The organism is Segatella albensis DSM 11370 = JCM 12258 (genome assembly GCF_000426565.1).
GTDB lineage: Bacteria > Bacteroidota > Bacteroidia > Bacteroidales > Bacteroidaceae > Prevotella > Prevotella albensis.
In genome coordinates this window covers 54043-71513 of the sequence record NZ_KE384540.1, presented here as the reverse complement: position 1 = coordinate 71513, position 17471 = coordinate 54043, and the positions used below count along the sequence as shown (strand labels likewise).

The following is a 17471-nucleotide window of genomic DNA, read 5'->3' as shown; positions in this document are numbered from 1 at the left end:
AAAAATAGAACATACAGAAAATATCACCTCTGCACGCAAATATGACAATATAACGATTATTTATCAGGGATTCATATCAAGGATTTCAACTGACAAGGTTGACATTAGTAATGTTATAGCTCATGCTAAAATTTAGTATATTTAAGCCTTGCACACTCTAATGTTAAAGGAAAAAGTTTCCTCTGTTCTGTTCCATCTAGATCATACATAAAGCATCAACGCCCTAAAAAAGCATGAAAAATCCATGTTAGAAGACTGCTTTTGCGAATGAAGTTAACTTCATCGGCTTACGAAGTTAACTTCGTAAAGTTACACGAATAGGTATGTAGCCTTACGCAGTTAACTGAAAAAGGGAACAAATCCAGTATTTTTCGTGGATAGAGCAAAACACGAAACCGCAATTCATTGATAGACAGAAGATTACATCTCGCTCATATCTTTAATATTCATAATCACTACATCATTAATTCTGAATTCGCAAATTATGAGCACTATGTTTAGAATGAAAATTAAGGAATTTAAGACTCATTAAACTTTGGCGAATTCAACTGACAACTGCAACTTCCCCTTATTATGCCATGAAAAACAAAGCAACACCAAGCACAGAAACAATAGCTCCCAATAACCCTTTATAGGTTACTTTCTGTCCTAACCAGAAATGTGCAGGAACAAGTATGATTATTGGAGTAAGAGCCATCAGTGTACTTGCTATACCCGCAGCTGTGTATTGAACAGCCATTAATGAAAATGCGACACCTACAAAAGGACCAAATATTGTGGCGGAAACCATTGACATGGTAATCTTAGGATGGGTTATTCCTTCACGGAGAGCTTGCATATTGTGATTAAATAATACAAAGACCCCAAAACCTATAAGACCAGCTATACAACGATAGAAATTGGCACAGAAAGGAAGTATCCATCCTGCATTCTCTAAAACGGTTTTAGGCATTGACTCTTGATAGTAATCCAGTCCTATCTTACTGATCACCAGTCCTATTCCTTGACAGATAGCTGCAACAGAAGCATAGAAGACCCCATTAGCCGGTAACTTTAAGGTGAGTAGATGTTTCTCTCCACGACCTAAAATACTAAGCATAATACCAAAGAGTGTAACGATCATGGCAATTATCGACATGATACTTAGTGACTGCCCTAAAAGTATCCAAGCTGTCAAAGCTGCTGACAATGGGGCAAATGTCATAAAGAGTTGACCGAAACGAGAACCTATAATCGTATAGCATTTCATCAGACAATAATCACATATCACAAATCCGACAACCCCTGACAGCAACATCCAAGAATATGCTTTTATTGATCCAGATACAGGAAAAGGACTACCAAGGACTACTAAAAACAAAACTAATGAGAATGCTAATGAAAACACCATACGATAGAAATTAAAAGTAATACTCCCTAATTTCTTACTCGCATATTCACTCAATAAAGCTGTAATCGTCCACGAAAAAGCAACTCCTATTGAAATAATTTCTCCTATATACTGACTCATGGGTGCAAAGGTACAATTTTTTTTAAAGTATCAATAGTTAGAAACTAAAAACTTGTATCATAAAAAGAGGTTGAAACAGGATGTTCCAACCTCGAAATTATTTCGCTAAAATAAATGCGAAATACTAAAAATATATTGCAAATATAAGCGCTAACTCATTATGTTGCAAGTATTTTTTATCTTTATTTACTTTTTTAACATTGTAAACGAGCACAATTTATTTCTTCACCTTCTTTTTAGCTTTTGTAACTTTAGATGTTTTCTTCTTTTCTATAACTTCCTCTTTTGCAGACTCTTCGCCTTCCATTTTTTCGATCTTCGCCTGTAATCGGGCTATCTCCTTATCCTTCATCTCGATTTCATCACCCTGATTTTTGATCGTCGTAAGAAGACTTTCCAACTGATCATTATCGATGTCATCGGAATATAGGTTGTTGACACGGGTGATAAAGTCACCCAAGATATTCATATAATTCGTGAATGCATCGAAAGCACTACTATAGATACCGCGTTCAAGTCCTACATTACTCGGTTTAGTCGTCATAAATCGGAAGTTGTTGCTAGCCTGCAAATAGTCCCAATCCATATTGATACGTGGGTCATTCGCTATACGTACACGATCGGCAACACTATACAACTTATTGAAGGCTTCGCGCTGCATCGGATTACCAAGCCAAGTGGAGACATCACGCTCTTCATCTACCCAACTGAGTGTATCAGGCACGTTAAGTTCGCTGACACTCTTCATCTTCATAAAGATCTCTGAAGGGGTTGAGAAAGTAATACCTTTAGCCTTAGCACATGCTGGCAACGCACGCAGGAATTCCAGTATGTTACTAGATAAAGGCTGTGCAATACCAAGAGCCGTAAGTTCCATAAAGATATTTATCACCTGTTCTTCTTCTGGCAGCGACGCAATTTCATTGATATATGTGTCAGCAAAAAGTGGATAGCCTTCCCATTCGCTGTTATTGAAACGAAGAGAAATATCATCACTCAAATTGACATCTCTCAGCAATAACTTAAGTTTTGGAGCCTGAGCACAATGATATACATAATGCGGAGATTTCCATCCCAGCACATGCTTGGCACCTTCTGTGAGCATACCCTTGAATCCCATTTCACTGGCCTGCATGCCAATATCATCACTATAGATCAGTGAGGAGTTGCGAAGTACTGTTGGTTCTTTACCGAAATACTCCTTGATCTTTTCCATCTGCTTCTTCACATCCATTCGGAAGGTTTCCTCATTGGCGAGTGAAGATAAGCCATGAGAATAAGGCTCCGCAAGGAATTCTACGCAACCTGTCTCATTAAGTTCCTGTAATTTATCGATCACTTGAGGAGCATGCAGTTCAAGTTGCTCTATACCTACACCTGAGAGCGAAAAAGCAACCTTGAACATCCCCTTATTCTGCTTAATCATATCAAGCATGGTGTTAAGGGCCGGCATATAACTTCGCTCCGAAATATCACTGATGCTACGTTCGTTCTCAAAATCATCATAGTAATAGTGATCGGTACCAATATCGAAGAAGCGATAACGCTTCAAATGGGTTATTTGATGTATCTCGAAATATAAACAAATCGTTTTCATACTTTAATCTTTGAACTTTATAATTTAAATTTATTGATATATCATCGTGGGTGTTTATTTCCACCGTAGAGTGCGTAGGTAGAGCTCACGTATCCAAGCTCCTACCTTTTCCCAAGTTATCTGGTCGACTTCTTTCTTTCCTTCTTCTGAAAGATAGTTGAACAGACTCTCATTATGACATATCGAATAGATAGCATCTGCAAGAGCATGTATATCCCAGTAATCTACTTTGATACAATTATTCAAAATCTCGGCACATCCACTCTGTTTTGAGATGATGGTAGGAGTTCCACACTGCATAGCTTCAAGAGGAGAGATACCGAAAGGTTCGCTCACTGACGGCATGACATATACATCACTGGCCTTCAGACATTCATACACTTGGTTACCTCGCATAAATCCTGGGAAATGGAAGCGATCGGCAATACCACGCTCTGCCGCTAACTGTATCATCGCATCCATCATATCTCCAGAACCGGCCATACAAAAACGCACATGTCGGGTACGATGCAGCACCATATTGGCTGCTTCTACAAAATATTCCGGACCTTTCTGCATCGTAAGACGCCCTAGGAAGGTAACTATCTTCTCCTTGCCTTTATGGTCAGGACGAAGAAGTGCTGCAATCTCTGGTTTTAATGGATATACGGCATTATGCACGGTAAACACCTTCCGTGGATCCTGATGATATTGATTAATGACGGTCTGACGGGTAAGCTCACTCACACACATGATACAATCGGCATGATCCATACCATCTTTCTCAATACCATAAACTGTAGGATTTACATGGCCACGACTACGATCATAATCTGTTGCATGCACATGGATACACAGTGGTTTGCCACTGACCTCCTTGGCATGGATACCTGCGGGATAGGTAAGCCAGTCATGGGCATGGATGATATCAAAATCATAAGAGCGCGCAACCACACCGGCGATAATGCTATAGTTGTTGATTTCTTCGTTGAGGTTAGAAGGATATCCTCCTGCAAACTCCATACATCCCAAATCGTTTACGTGCATATAGTTGAAATCGGCATAAATATGTTCACGCAGACGATAGTAGAGATTAGGATCCATGACATTGCCAATGCGCTGCTGCACGTAATTGTAATCAACATCACGCCATGCTATAGGCACGCAGTTCATAGCCACAATATGGGCGAAGGTATGATCTTCATCTCCAAAAGGATGTGGCAAACAGAGTATCGTCTCTATGTCACCCTGGGCATGGAGACCTTCTGATATTCCAAAATTCGCTGTGGCGAGTCCACCATATACATGAGGAGGATACTCCCAACCAAACATTAATACTTTCATTTCGGCCCCTCCTTATTAATATTGATATTTCTCTAGTAGTTCAAGTGCTCGTAATATTTCGGCCACGTTCATGGCAAATGATATGGCACCACGACCGGTAAACGGTGGATTGCCATCAAAGAGTTCACTTATGGTGCCAAGGCAGTGGCTGTTCATCTCGTCCTCATAACCTACCATCATACGCTCTATGAAGCTCAAACGGGTGCGCTTGTAAAGTTTTAAACTGGCTTCCATATAAAAACCTGCAAGCCATGGCCATGCGGTACCTTGATGATATGCGTAATCGCGTTGCAACTGTGGGCCAACATATACTGGATTATATCCACCACTCTTTGGAGAAAGGCTTCGCAAACCTTTAGGTGTAAGTAGTTCGCGTGTACAGATATCCAGCACTTTCTTTTTCTGATTTTGATCTAGTGGGGAGTAATCAAATGCTGCAGCAAAAATCATATTCGGACGTACACTCCAATCCATCATATTTCCTCCGACATAGTCATAGAGATAACCATACTCATTCAAGAAAGTGTCGACAAAACTATGCTTTACCTTATCTGCGAAATTGCGAAGATGTTCTGCATCCTGTTCATTTTTGTCCTCTTCTGCTAATGTGGCACAATACATCAGAGCATTATACCATAACGCATTGATTTCTACAACATATCCAGTGCGAGGGACTACAGGTTTGCCATTGACCGTGGAGTTCATCCATGTCATGGCTTTGTCTTTTCCATCAATCCAGAGCAGTCCATTATCTTTGACTTGAACATTAGGATGCTGGTTATTCTCTATGAAAAGCATCATACGCTTCATGAGTTCACCGTATTTCTTCAAGGTGTACTCTTTGCCTTTTTTACGAGAATACTGCTGCATGGCCCAAATAGCCCATAACAAGACGTCAGGCTGATCCATCTCGGCAATCTTTGTCGTATTTTCCTTTCCTTCTATAAACTCTCGGATAGCCCGCTCTGCCGTCTTCATCACTAATTCAAAGTAATCATCTTCCTCGATAGAAAGGGTGAGACCTGGAAGGGAGATAAAGGTGTCACGGGCGCGACACTTGAACCATGGATAGCCTGCAAGAATATATCGATCATCGTTCTTTTCATGAATATGAAACTGGTGTGCTGCATTAATCAGACAATGAAAGAAATTGTTGCGGGGCGTACGGGCATCAACTTCTTTATCAAACAATGTCTTCAGTTTTCGTGTATCTATCTCACTGATGGATGCTGCAAACACGACAGTCTCTCCCTTACGGATAGGGAATTCAAAATATCCTGGAACATAAAGATCTTCATTAGAAGCATATCCTCTCTCCTGCTCCTTCGGATATTCTACGCCACGATACCAATCGGGCACGAAATGGAACTCGTTTTTCTTGGAAAACTGCATATATAGATCAGGATAACCGGCATACATACAAGTCTTGATGCCATTGTCCACGGTAGTATAATCGCGACTGGCAGCTCCATTCTCATGCGTAAATTGGCGCACACTTCTAAAAGCCAGGAACGGACGGAACCTCAATGTCGTTGCAGAATGGCAATCAACAAGGGTATATCGAATCAGTATTCGATCTTCGTAATGCTGAAAGACAACTTCTTTTTTAAGGATTACACCTCCTACACGATATAAAGTTGTCGGAACACGGTCACAGTCAAATTCTCGAATATATTTGTGACCGTTAGGACTAAAGTGATTGCTCTGATACTTATGCAAGCCCAGATTGAACTCAGCGCCATGCTGAACAACTGTACAATCCAACGAGGATAAAAGCACATGATTATCATCATCAAGTTCGGGAACTGGAACGACGAGCAAACCATGATATTTTCGCGTGTTACAGTCTACAATCGTAGAGCACGAATAAGCTCCCGAACGGTTGGTGCGTAGCAACTCTTTCGGTAATGACTCTTGTAAATTGGTCATCAGAGCATGTTCGAATTTTAAATAACTCATAGATGTGTATTAAGGTTTAAATGTTTTGTCGATTTCAGAATGAGTCTCTGTATTTCTTAATGCGATTTCTCAATTCTTAGTTTTATGACTTCAAAGGTAGGGATTTTTTCTTGCACGACAAAATGAAAGTCAATACATTTATGCGAAAATTTTATTTTTTTTATTTTATAATATAAAATTCGCCAAAAAAAATGTCGATTTCAACAAAAATATGTAATTTTGCAAGTGTAGAGGATGATGAAATATCATTCTAGCAATAAGAACTCAATATAAGGTTAAGGATAGAATTTAGGATATGGCAGCAAAATTAGATTACACTAAAAATCAAATCGCACAGCAAATTGTACAGCAGTGGGGAGATCTTACTGATGAACAATACAATCTTCTTTTGCGCAATATTACGATTCGCAGATATAAGAAAAATGATTATATCTATCGGGATTTCGAATCACCAAACCTTGCTTTATATTTGATTCATGGTAAAGTGAAAATCTTCAAAGATGGCATTGGACGTAACCAAATTGTACGCGTCATACGTGACGGCCAGTTCTTCGGCTACCGAGCTTTCTTTGCTCAGGAAAAATATAAAACGGCTGCTACGGCCTTTGAGGTTTGCTATATAGCGTCCTTCCCTATTGAAATACTTGTGCAGTTAATGTCTCAGAATTTCATGATTAACAAGTATTTTATTTATATGCTATCGCGTGAGTTGGGTATTTCTGATGATCGTACGGTAAATCTTACTCAAAAACATATCCGCGGTCGACTGGCAGAAGCATTACTTTTCTTGAAAGATAGCTATGGTATAGAAGAAGATGGTTATACGCTAAGCATATACTTGAGCAGAGAAGATATGGCAAGCCTATCAAATATGACCACAAGTAATGCTATCAGAACTTTATCTGCTTTTGCTAATGAAAAAATAATCGCCATTGATGGTAGAAAAATTAAAATCATCAATGACGAGGAATTACGTAGAATTTCAAATATCGGATAAAGGTTATTCCCCCCATCCGATCGTTATTTTTTTATTCTGGAATCAAGAAGTTTAATACTTCCTGTTCTACATTTACTCGGAACTTTCCTACTGGTGTCTTCATCAAACGTCCATCTATTCCAACAAGGGCATGGTCTATATTTTCTATTTCTACCTCTTGGGTGCGATAAGGCAATACACTACGATGGTTTAGTATCTTTCCTTTCACAAAAAGATAGAATCCTTCAAACAACTGGGTTATCTGAGTATTCTTAACAAGTGATATATCTAGCATGCCGTTATAAGGAACTGCATTAGGGGTCTGACCGTAACCTGTAGAATTGCCAATGCAAAGTGTCATCACCTTACGCTCTATATTCTCACTATTGATTTTCAGCTTCATCTTATAATCCATTCTCTGGAAGATCATCAAAAAGAATGAAATCAGGAAAGATATTGTACGGGAACCAAAGAAATGACGGGTCTTACGACGAAGGTTCATAATAGAGGCTATCAAACCTATATTGATACAATTCAGAAAATAACGATGACAACGATCACCGTGTTTATTCGTATAACGGATACATCCTAAGTCGATTTTCCGAACACGATGTTTCTTAAGCCAACCTATCGTCTTGACAAAATCATCTTCTTCAAATCCCCAGAAATGAGAAAAATCATTCATGATACCATGAGGTATCACACCAAGTGTTATCTGATCTCGTAAATCTTTCTCCACATTCATCAGACAGTTCACCGCATCATTTAAAGCCGAGTCACCACCAACAATAACAATGGTTTTGTATCCATTGCTGATTAACATGTTTACGAGTCGCTCTACGCTTCCCGAGTTTTCGCTCTGTACAAAGTCGAAGTCTATTTCAAATTCACACAGACACTTCTGGATTTTCTCCCAGTATTTCCTACTTCCAAAACCATTCTTCGGACAATACAAGATGCCCCATTTATTCTCGTTTATCATAGTCTAAACATGTATTATTCTGATTTTCTATGAGTTTCATGATCTCATCAACTTTAGTTTCCATTGGCAGAAGAGCATCTATCCAATGTATCTTGTATCCTCTTCTCTCCATTCCTCTAAACCAGGTCATTTGTCGCTTGGCAAACTGGTGGATCGCTATTTCCAATTTACGGTACATTTCTTTATAGGTGGTTTTGCCAATGATATACTCCGTCACATATTTATATTCCAATCCATAATAGATCAGATTATCTGCAGGTATTCCTCTATCGAGTAGTCCTTTGATTTCATCTACCATTCCTCCATCCAGTCGCTTTTTCAATCGCTCTGATATCTTTGCTCTACGTGCATCACGCTCGATATCAACACCGATGATGAGACTATCTATCTTAGGGAATTCTCTTTCGGGAGTAGGATGCTCGAGATTATAGGTTTCTATCTCTATTGCACGTATAGCTCGCTGGCAACTGTCCACATCTGTCTTATTGTGCATATTGCTACCAGTCTTTGACTTAAGTTGTCGAAGCATTTCGGTAAGTTCTTCGAGTGTTTTCTCTGCAAGGCTATCACGTAATGCTTGATTCTGAGGAACTGGTGATAGATGATATCCCCCAAGAACTGATTCAATATATAGTCCTGTACCCCCACAAAGAATTGGCATCACTCCCCTATCAACAATATCTTCATATGCTTTCAGGAAATCTTTCTGATATTGAAAGAGATTGTACTTGGTACCTGGCTCACAGATATCTATCAGATGATAAGGTATCTGCTCACCTTCCACTGTATAATCAGCAAGATCTTTGCCTGTACCAATATCCATCCCACGATATACTTGACGAGAATCGGCACTGATGATTTCAGCATGAATCCTTGCTGCAAGATGGGCAGCCAAATCTGTTTTGCCAGAGGCAGTAGGTCCTAATATCGTAATCATTTTATTCATCGACCACAAAAATAATCAAAAAATACCACTTTTGCAAGAAAAGGGTGAAAAAGATAGTAAGCTTACTTTACATGATAATAAAAAAAGCCGCACGGAAAAACCGTGCGGCTGAATTATACTTGGATAAGTAAATTCTATTAAGCCAACTCAGCGAAGTACTTGATAGTACGAACCATCTGAGAAGTATAAGAGTTCTCATTGTCGTACCAAGAAACAACCTGAACCTGGTATGTATCATCATCGATCTTAGATACCATAGTCTGAGTAGCGTCGAAGAGTGAACCGAAACGCATACCAACGATATCAGAAGAAACGATAAGATCCTCGTTGTAACCGAAGCTCTCAGTCTGAGCAGCCTTCATTGCAGCGTTGATACCCTCAACAGTTACGTCCTTGCCCTTAACAACAGCGATAAGGATAGTAGTAGAACCTGTTGGAGTTGGAACGCGCTGTGCAGAACCGATCAACTTACCGTTCAACTCAGGAATTACAAGACCGATAGCCTTAGCAGCACCTGTTGTGTTAGGAACGATGTTGCAAGCACCTGCACGTGAACGACGGAGGTCACCCTTACGCTGAGGACCGTCAAGAATCATCTGGTCACCTGTATAAGCGTGGATTGTAGACATGATACCGCTCTCGATAGGAGCATATGCGTTCAAAGCTGCAGCCATAGGAGCCAAGCAGTTTGTTGTACAAGAAGCAGCAGAGATGATCTTATCGTCAGCTGTCAAAGTCTTGTGGTTTGTGTTGTAAACGATTGTAGGAAGATCGTTACCTGCAGGAGCAGAGATAACTACCTTCTTAGCACCAGCCTTAAGGTGAGCTGAAGCCTTCTCCTTAGATGTATAGAAACCTGTGCACTCAAGAACAACGTCTACCTTGTTAGCAGCCCATGGGCAGTTAGCAGCGTCCTTCTCTGCAGAGATCTTAATCTCCTTACCATCAACGATGATAGAATTCTCTGTTGCCTCTACAGTGTGCTTACCCTCACCGTACTTACCAGCGAAACCACCCTGAGCAGTATCGTACTTCAAAAGGTGAGCCAACATCTTAGGGCTTGTCAAGTCGTTGATAGCAACAACCTCATAACCTTCAGCTTCAAACATCTGACGGAAAGCCAGACGACCAATACGGCCGAAACCGTTAATAGCTACATTTACCATTTTTCTAAAATTTTTATTTAAAGGGTTAAATAATTACCTAGTCTTTAATCTTTCTGCCTTCTGCGCCTTTCTAAAAATATGTCAAAACATTCTAAAGATAACGCTATATCAGCACATTTTCGTTTTTTCAAGCGCAAAGATACAAAAATATTTCTATATTTGCATCCAAAAGGTGTATTAAATTATTTAAAAATCTACCTTTAGGCACTCTATAGCGCTTCATTCACAGTGATTGTATAAAGACTGACAAGTCGATATAGCAAAATGTATTTTAAACATATTCTAAATCTAAAAATTATGGGAAAATTAATTCAAGAGTTTAAAGAATTCGCTGTTAAGGGAAATGCCGTCGATATGGCTGTCGGTGTCATCATCGGTGCTGCCTTCGGAAAGATCGTTACTTCTATCGTTGATGACATCATCATGCCTCCTATCGGATGGTTGATTGGTGGTGTCAACTTCACAGACCTAAAATTAACATTGCCTGCGGAGCAAATCACTGATGGGTTGAAAATCCAGGAGGCTACCATCAATTACGGAAACTTTATCCAGTGCCTTTTCGATTTCTTCATTGTTGCCTTTTGTGTTTTCATGCTCATCAAAGGTATCAATAAGATTGCTCGCAAAAAGGCAGAGAAACCTGCTACGCCTACTCCTCCAGAGCCTTCTAAAGAAGAGAAGTTACTTACTGAGATTCGTGATCTACTAAAAGAACAGAACAAATAATGTATTGCGCTACGTTATTTTACGTAATAACGACGTAAAAAGATATCGTTAACTGCATTAAAAAAGAGAAACTGGAACAAGAATGTTCCAGTTTCTTTATTTTTTATTCCCACTCGATTGTCGAAGGTGGTTTTGAAGAGATATCATAGCAAACGCGATTAACGCCTTTCACCTTATTGATGATTTCATTACTTACCTTAGCCATAAAATCATAAGGAAGATGTGCCCAGTCGGCAGTCATGGCGTCTGTACTGGTCACTGCACGCAAAGCTACAGGATGTTCATAGGTACGCTCGTCGCCCATTACTCCGACAGAACGAATTGTTGACAACAACACTGTTCCGGCTTGCCAGATGTGATCGTATAGAGATGTACCATCAGGCATTGTGTAATTGTGCATCTCCTCAATATAGATGTCATCGGCATCCTGAAGGATACGAACTTTCTCACGAGTAATGTCCCCCAATATTCTTACGGCAAGACCTGGACCTGGGAATGGATGGCGCTTGATCAGTCGTTCTGGCATTTCCAACTGATAACCGACACGACGCACTTCATCCTTGAACAACCACTTCAATGGCTCACAGAGTTGGAGATGCATATCTTTTGGAAGGCCTCCTACATTATGATGGCTCTTTATAACCATACCTGTAATACTCAAACTCTCGATACGGTCTGGATAGATCGTACCCTGAGCTAACCATTTGGCATCGGTAATCTTTTTGGCCTCAGCATTGAAAACTTCTACGAAATCGCGACCGATAATCTTACGTTTCTTTTCTGGATCGGTAACTCCTTCTAGGTCCTTAAAGAATTTTTCACTGGCATCAACGCCAATAACATTCAAGCCAAGTCCCTTGTATGCTTCCATCACTTTATTGAACTCATTCTTGCGAAGCATACCATGATCTACGAAGATACAGGTAAGGTTCTTTCCAATAGCTTTATTCAAAAGGGTTGCACATACAGAAGAGTCTACGCCACCTGACAATCCAAGGATTACACGATCGTTACCTACCTGTTCACGAATTTCCTTCACAGTAGATTCCACGAACGATGCAGGGCTCCATTCCTGACGACTTCCACAGATATCTACGACAAAATTCTTAAGCAACTTCTTACCATCTGATGTATGGAATACTTCAGGATGGAACTGTACTGCCCACAATGGATTCTTTGTGCTGGCATAAGCAGCAAATTTCACATCGGCAGTAGAAGCAATAACGCGGCAGTCCTCAGGAATAGCAGTAATAGTATCTCCATGACTCATCCAAACCTGAGAATTGGGTTCAAATCCTTTGAAAAGAGGATTCTCGACATCAAACTGTTGCAAGTTAGCGCGTCCATACTCACGAGTTCCTGTCTGCTCTACCTTTCCGCCATTAGCGTAAGATATAAACTGGGCACCATAGCAGATGCCGAGAACAGGATATTTGCCCACAAACTGGCTCAAGTCTACCTTGAAAGCCTCCTTATCATGTACTGAATAAGGACTTCCGCTCAGGATGACACCAATAATAGAAGGGTCGTTCTGAGGAAATTTGTTATAAGGCAAAATCTCGCAGAAGGTGTCAAGCTCTCTCACACGACGACCTATCAACTGTGTCGTCTGTGATCCGAAATCGAGGATAATAATCTTCTGTTGCATTTGTCTTTTTTATAATTTAGGTGTTATATTATAGTTCTGATAAGAATTTTTCTGCCTCTGCAAGTGTTTCTTGCTTACCCACATCCATCAACTTCAAATCCTTTTTCAAATATCCTTTGATTTCTACTTTACCACAGTTTTGCAAATAGAAATCCATGATTGGGAATTTTTTAGGATAGCTCTCCATCAACGGAAAGAGTTTCGGCGAGAAAGAATGTATACCCGAAAAGGCATATAGTTGATAATTAGGTGTCGAAAGATGAGCGCCTACCATTTCTACTCCCTTGGCAAGTTCTTCTTTCACCTCAGTATATGGACTTTTCACATCTCCAGTCTCGATATTGGTCCAACCAACAAGCTTCATATCTTTGTCAAAGACTAAATAGCGTTTAGTTTTCCGTTCACTGACGAGCAGTGTTGCTGCAGCCGTTCCATGGAAGTCATAGAATTGAGCTAAGTCCACATTACTTAATATGTCACAGTTATGAATTAAAACAGGCTGTTCCTTGTCAAACAGAGGAGCAGCCTTTTTGATGCCACCACCAGTTTCGAGAAGCATACTGCTCTCATCACTGATTCGGATATCCATATCAAAATTATGATTTTCCTTAAGATAATCAAGAATCATTTCTGAAAAATGATGTACATTGATAACGATTCTCTCGATGCCAGCATCTTTCAATCGAAAGATTACCCTTTTGAGCAGCGGTTCTCCCCCTACACTTACCAATGCCTTCGGCATGTGGTCGGTAAGTGGCTTTAATCGGGTACCCAACCCGGCTGCAAATATCATAGCCTGTTTCATCGTGCTGCAAAGGTAATCATTTTTTTCGACCCTACCAAATCATCCTGCATTTTCCTTCGCCTTTTTTGCAGGCAATACGGTATGTATTCCCTGCTCACGATGTGTGATCTCTACCTCTATACCGAATTTGTCATGAATATGTTCTGCCAAATGCTGAGCACTATATACAGAACGGTGCTGTCCTCCTGTACATCCGAAGCAGAACATCAAACTCGTAAATCCTCTCTGCATATATCGACGCACATGATGATCGGCAAGTTGATATACAGGTTTGAGGAAATCCAAGATCTCGCCATCATCTTCAAGGAATCGGATAACAGGTTCGTCAAGACCTGTAATTTTCTTATAAGGTTCGTATCTACCAGGATTATGCGTGCTACGACAGTCAAAGACATACCCCCCTCCATTTCCTGATGGGTCTTCAGGAATACCTTTTCGATACGAGAAACTATACACATGTACAACCAAAGGACCTTTACCATCATATTTAGAGAAAGTAGCTGGACCATCTTGCGGATGCGCAGTATAGATATCTTTCTCTGCTATTTTATATCCATCAGCACGATTACGTGCTGTCTCTTCGATTTTTGCGAATTGTGGCAATTCTGTCAATCTACGAAGCATATCCATCATATATGGATATGGGAATATCTTCGGATCAAGATCCAAGATATCTCGTAAGTTCTGTATAGCTGGCGGTATAGAGTCGATAAAATGCTTCTTACGCTCAAAATATCCACGGAATCCATAGGCACCAAGTACCTGAAGGGTTCTGAAGAGTACAAACAACGCTAGGCGACGAGCAAAATGTCTAACTGAAGGCACCTCTGTATAATTCTTCAAGGAATCATAGTATTCCCATATCAACTCACGGCGCAACTTAAAGGAATAATGTGCAGAAGCCTGCCACAAGAATGAAGCAAGATCGTAATAGAACGGACCTTTTCTGCCGCCCTGGAAATCAATGAAGTATGGATTTCCTTTAGCATCTAGCATAATGTTACGAGCTTGAAAATCACGATATAGGAATGAATCCATAGCTTCTGAAGTCAGATCCTTTGCAAAGAGTCTAAAGTTAGCTTCGAGTTTCAACTCATGAAAGTCTAACTCAGTCGGCTTCAAGAAACAGTATTTGAAATAATTCAAATCGAAGAGCACACTATTAATATCGAATTCCGGTTGTGGATAACAATTACTCCAATCCAATTCGCGTGCTCCACGAATCTGCAAGTTCGGCAATTCACGAATTGTCTTCACCAACAGTGCTTTCTCGGCTTGATTATATCGACCACCAGCATCACGACCGCCTTTTATAGCATCAAACAATGACATATTTCCCAGATCGGTCTGAATATAGCGAAGTTCATCTTCACTAACAGCCAACACCTGTGGCACTGGCAACTGACGCTTCAGAAAGTGTTTATCCAAATAGACGAAAGCATGATCTTCATCACGAGATGTACCGATAACGCCGATTACAGCATGACCATTATTATCCGTCATTCTATAATATTCGCGGTTGCTACCTTGTCCTGCCAATTTCTCCACATGAGCAGGAGTCTCTCCTGCCCAATCAGTATATAGATCTATAAGTTTTTTCACAGATTCAGTTTTTTTATTCTTTATCTTCCTTACGCTTCTTAAGACTACGACGATAATCTATTTCTGCGGCAAAATGATCACCAACAAACAAAAGTAGTAAAACACCCAATGTCATTAGAGAAGGATGCGCAAGATGTAATAAATGATCCATAATATAATATAGACCACCACATACAATAAAAAAGATCAATGCCTTTATCCAGTCGATATTCAATTTCTGTTTCATGCCGACAAAGTTACTAAAATATTTGGAGAAAAGAAAATTTTTAGAAAAATACAATATTATCCGTAAAAACAAAAAATCGGGTGTCATCTCGACAACCGATTTTCAAAAACAAACTACTTAAAAACTAATCTACTAAAACAAATCAAAAAAATATCTTTCTCAGTTTTAAACTGATACTTTTCTTATGTCCTTTTGCAAATATATATATTTTCAAAATAACTTCAAAACATTTTATCTAAATTTTACATTTTGGCATGTATTTTTCAACAAAAAAGGATGGACCCATAAGATCCATCCTTCTTCATTATTAATTGATTACAAACGTAATTCTATTTCATTTTCATGAATTACATCATACCTGGAGCTGGTGCTGCAGGAACTGCAGGAGCTGCTTCTGGTTTGTTTATCATGACACATTCTGTAGTCAAAATCATACCAGCTACAGAGGCTGCATTTTCCAATGCTACACGCTCAACCTTAGCAGGGTCTACGATACCAGCCTTGCGAAGGTCCTCATAGATTTCCTTACGAGCATTGTAACCGTAATCACCCTCGCCTTCTGCTACTTTATTTACAACGACACTACCCTCGCCACCTGCATTAGAAACAATCTGACGAAGAGGAGCTGTAATTGCACGTTTAACGATCTCGATACCAGTCTGCTCATCAGCATTATCACCCTTCAAGTCTTTCAAACCTGCGAGTGCGCGGATATAAGTGGTACCGCCACCTACAACAACACCTTCCTCGATAGCTGCACGTGTTGCACAAAGTGCATCATCTACACGGTCCTTCTTCTCCTTCATCTCAACTTCTGAGTTTGCACCAACATAAAGTACTGCAACACCACCAGAAAGTTTTGCAAGACGCTCCTGAAGTTTCTCTTTATCGTAAGAACTTGTTGTATTTGCGATCTCATTCTTAATCTGAGCAACACGGTCAGCGATATTAGCTTTCTCACCAGCACCGTTTACGATAGTTGTATTATCCTTGCTTACAGTTACTTTCTCTGCAGATCCTAACATCTCAAGTGTAGCCTGCTCCAACTTCAAACCTTTCTCCTCACTGATAACGACACCACCTGTCAATACAGCGATATCTTCGAGCATTGCCTTACGACGATCGCCGAAACCAGGAGCCTTTACTGCACAGATCTTCAAACCACCACGCAGACGGTTAACTACCAATGTGGTAAGAGCCTCAGAATCTACATCCTCAGCGATAACCATCAATGGGCGGCCACTTTCTGCTGCAGGTTGTAGGATTGGCAAGAATTCTTTCAGGTTGCTGATCTTCTTATCGTAAAGCAAGATGTATGGATTGTCCATAACGCACTCCATCTTCTCTGCATCTGTTACGAAATAGCCAGACAAGTAGCCACGATCGAACTGCATACCCTCTACGACATCAATATGTGTATCGCGGCTCTTGCTCTCCTCGATAGTAATTACACCATCCTTAGAAACCTTGCGCATTGCATCAGCCAACAATTTACCAATTTCTGGATCATTGTTTGCAGAAACTGTAGCAACCTGCTCTATCTTATCATAGTTGTCGCCAACTTGCTCAGCATTGTTCTTGATATAGTCTACTACAGCACTAACAGCCTTATCGATACCACGCTTCAAATCCATTGGATTTGCACCTGCTGTTACGTTCTTCAGACCTTCTGTTACGATAGCCTGAGTAAGGATAGTAGCTGTTGTTGTACCATCACCAGCGTCGTCACCAGTCTTACTTGCAACACTCTTTACCAACTGTGCGCCAGTATTCTCGAACTTATCCTCAAGTTCAACTTCCTTAGCAACAGTTACACCGTCCTTTGTGATCTGAGGAGCACCGAACTTCTTCTCGATAACGACATTACGACCCTTAGGACCAAGTGTCACCTTTACTGCGTTAGCCAACTGATCAACGCCTCTCTTCATGAGGTCGCGAGCATCTACATCATATTTAATATCTTTAGCCATAATTGTATTTCTAATGAATTCTTATATTATTAACA

General features: G+C 40.2%; 14 protein-coding genes. 2 read left to right on the top strand and 12 right to left on the bottom strand.

Going from position 1 to position 17471, the window contains the following annotated elements:
- Positions 1-571 precede the first annotated feature (571 nt).
- From K333_RS0110145 to K333_RS0110130, 4 genes are all read right to left on the bottom strand, one after another.
- Complete coding sequence (locus K333_RS0110145; RefSeq protein WP_024989981.1) at positions 572-1510, bottom strand: DMT family transporter; 939 nt, start codon at positions 1508-1510, stop codon at positions 572-574.
- Positions 1511-1727: 217 nt separating this feature from the next.
- On the bottom strand, positions 1728-3107 hold the full coding sequence (locus K333_RS12465; RefSeq protein ID WP_024989982.1) for a glycoside hydrolase family 57 protein: 1380 nt from the start codon (positions 3105-3107) through the stop codon (positions 1728-1730).
- Between the two features lie 54 nt (positions 3108-3161).
- The gene (locus K333_RS0110135; protein WP_024989983.1) at positions 3162-4430 is read right to left on the bottom strand and encodes a glycosyltransferase family 4 protein; all 1269 of its coding nucleotides are present in this window, start codon (positions 4428-4430) and stop codon (positions 3162-3164) included.
- Positions 4431-4445: 15 nt separating this feature from the next.
- Positions 4446-6389 carry a glycogen debranching enzyme N-terminal domain-containing protein gene (locus tag K333_RS0110130; RefSeq protein ID WP_027452661.1) on the bottom strand — a complete coding sequence of 648 codons (1944 nt, stop codon included), beginning with the start codon at positions 6387-6389 and terminating at the stop codon, positions 4446-4448.
- 295 nt (positions 6390-6684) lie between these two features.
- On the opposite strand from K333_RS0110130, the gene K333_RS0110125 reads away from it, so the two are divergent.
- Positions 6685-7386 (top strand): Crp/Fnr family transcriptional regulator, encoded by a 702-nt coding sequence (locus K333_RS0110125; RefSeq protein WP_024989984.1) that lies wholly within the window; start codon positions 6685-6687, stop codon positions 7384-7386.
- A gap of 31 nt (positions 7387-7417) precedes the next feature.
- Here the strand turns inward: K333_RS0110125 and K333_RS0110120 are convergent, their stop codons facing one another.
- The 3 genes from K333_RS0110120 to gap form a co-directional block, all read right to left on the bottom strand.
- The gene (locus K333_RS0110120) at positions 7418-8347 is read right to left on the bottom strand and encodes a diacylglycerol/lipid kinase family protein (protein ID WP_024989985.1); all 930 of its coding nucleotides are present in this window, start codon (positions 8345-8347) and stop codon (positions 7418-7420) included.
- Entirely contained in the window at positions 8331-9284 is a 954-nt protein-coding gene (gene miaA, locus K333_RS0110115; RefSeq protein WP_024989986.1) for a tRNA (adenosine(37)-N6)-dimethylallyltransferase MiaA, read from the bottom strand. The genes K333_RS0110120 and miaA overlap by 17 nt, the downstream gene beginning before the upstream one ends.
- 146 nt (positions 9285-9430) lie before the next feature.
- Entirely contained in the window at positions 9431-10459 is a 1029-nt protein-coding gene (gene gap / locus K333_RS0110110) for a type I glyceraldehyde-3-phosphate dehydrogenase (protein WP_024989987.1), read from the bottom strand.
- Positions 10460-10756: 297 nt separating this feature from the next.
- Here gap and mscL point away from each other — a divergent pair, with 297 nt between their 5' ends.
- Positions 10757-11185 (top strand): large-conductance mechanosensitive channel protein MscL, encoded by a 429-nt coding sequence (gene mscL / locus K333_RS0110105; RefSeq protein WP_024989988.1) that lies wholly within the window; start codon positions 10757-10759, stop codon positions 11183-11185.
- A gap of 103 nt (positions 11186-11288) precedes the next feature.
- Here the strand turns inward: mscL and guaA are convergent, their stop codons facing one another.
- From guaA to groL, 5 genes are all read right to left on the bottom strand, one after another.
- On the bottom strand, positions 11289-12833 hold the full coding sequence (gene guaA / locus K333_RS0110100; RefSeq protein WP_024989989.1) for a glutamine-hydrolyzing GMP synthase: 1545 nt from the start codon (positions 12831-12833) through the stop codon (positions 11289-11291).
- A gap of 28 nt (positions 12834-12861) precedes the next feature.
- Complete coding sequence (locus K333_RS0110095; protein ID WP_024989990.1) at positions 12862-13638, bottom strand: nucleotidyltransferase family protein; 777 nt, start codon at positions 13636-13638, stop codon at positions 12862-12864.
- Between the two features lie 39 nt (positions 13639-13677).
- Complete coding sequence (locus tag K333_RS0110090; protein WP_024989991.1) at positions 13678-15240, bottom strand: RapZ C-terminal domain-containing protein; 1563 nt, start codon at positions 15238-15240, stop codon at positions 13678-13680.
- A gap of 13 nt (positions 15241-15253) precedes the next feature.
- Entirely contained in the window at positions 15254-15466 is a 213-nt protein-coding gene (locus K333_RS0110085) for a hypothetical protein (RefSeq protein WP_024989992.1), read from the bottom strand.
- Between the two features lie 347 nt (positions 15467-15813).
- Positions 15814-17436, bottom strand: coding sequence for a chaperonin GroEL (gene groL, locus K333_RS0110080; RefSeq protein WP_024989993.1), 1623 nt, complete (start codon positions 17434-17436; stop codon positions 15814-15816).
- Between the last annotated feature and the right edge of the window lie 35 nt (positions 17437-17471).

Bases quoted from the DNA above. Each gene is read 5' to 3' on its own strand.
- K333_RS0110145 (WP_024989981.1), bottom strand. From the start codon at position 1,510: ATGAGTCAGTATATAGGAGAAATTATTTCAATAGGAGTTGCTTTTTCG.
- K333_RS12465 (WP_024989982.1), bottom strand. From the start codon at position 3,107: ATGAAAACGATTTGTTTATATTTCGAGATACATCAAATAACCCATTTG.
- K333_RS0110135 (WP_024989983.1), bottom strand. From the start codon at position 4,430: ATGAAAGTATTAATGTTTGGTTGGGAGTATCCTCCTCATGTATATGGT.
- K333_RS0110130 (WP_027452661.1), bottom strand. From the start codon at position 6,389: ATGAGTTATTTAAAATTCGAACATGCTCTGATGACCAATTTACAAGAG.
- K333_RS0110125 (WP_024989984.1), top strand. From the start codon at position 6,685: ATGGCAGCAAAATTAGATTACACTAAAAATCAAATCGCACAGCAAATT.
- K333_RS0110120 (WP_024989985.1), bottom strand. From the start codon at position 8,347: ATGATAAACGAGAATAAATGGGGCATCTTGTATTGTCCGAAGAATGGT.
- miaA (WP_024989986.1), bottom strand. From the start codon at position 9,284: ATGATTACGATATTAGGACCTACTGCCTCTGGCAAAACAGATTTGGCT.
- gap (WP_024989987.1), bottom strand. From the start codon at position 10,459: ATGGTAAATGTAGCTATTAACGGTTTCGGCCGTATTGGTCGTCTGGCT.
- mscL (WP_024989988.1), top strand. From the start codon at position 10,757: ATGGGAAAATTAATTCAAGAGTTTAAAGAATTCGCTGTTAAGGGAAAT.
- guaA (WP_024989989.1), bottom strand. From the start codon at position 12,833: ATGCAACAGAAGATTATTATCCTCGATTTCGGATCACAGACGACACAG.
- K333_RS0110095 (WP_024989990.1), bottom strand. From the start codon at position 13,638: ATGAAACAGGCTATGATATTTGCAGCCGGGTTGGGTACCCGATTAAAG.
- K333_RS0110085 (WP_024989992.1), bottom strand. From the start codon at position 15,466: ATGAAACAGAAATTGAATATCGACTGGATAAAGGCATTGATCTTTTTT.
- groL (WP_024989993.1), bottom strand. From the start codon at position 17,436: ATGGCTAAAGATATTAAATATGATGTAGATGCTCGCGACCTCATGAAG.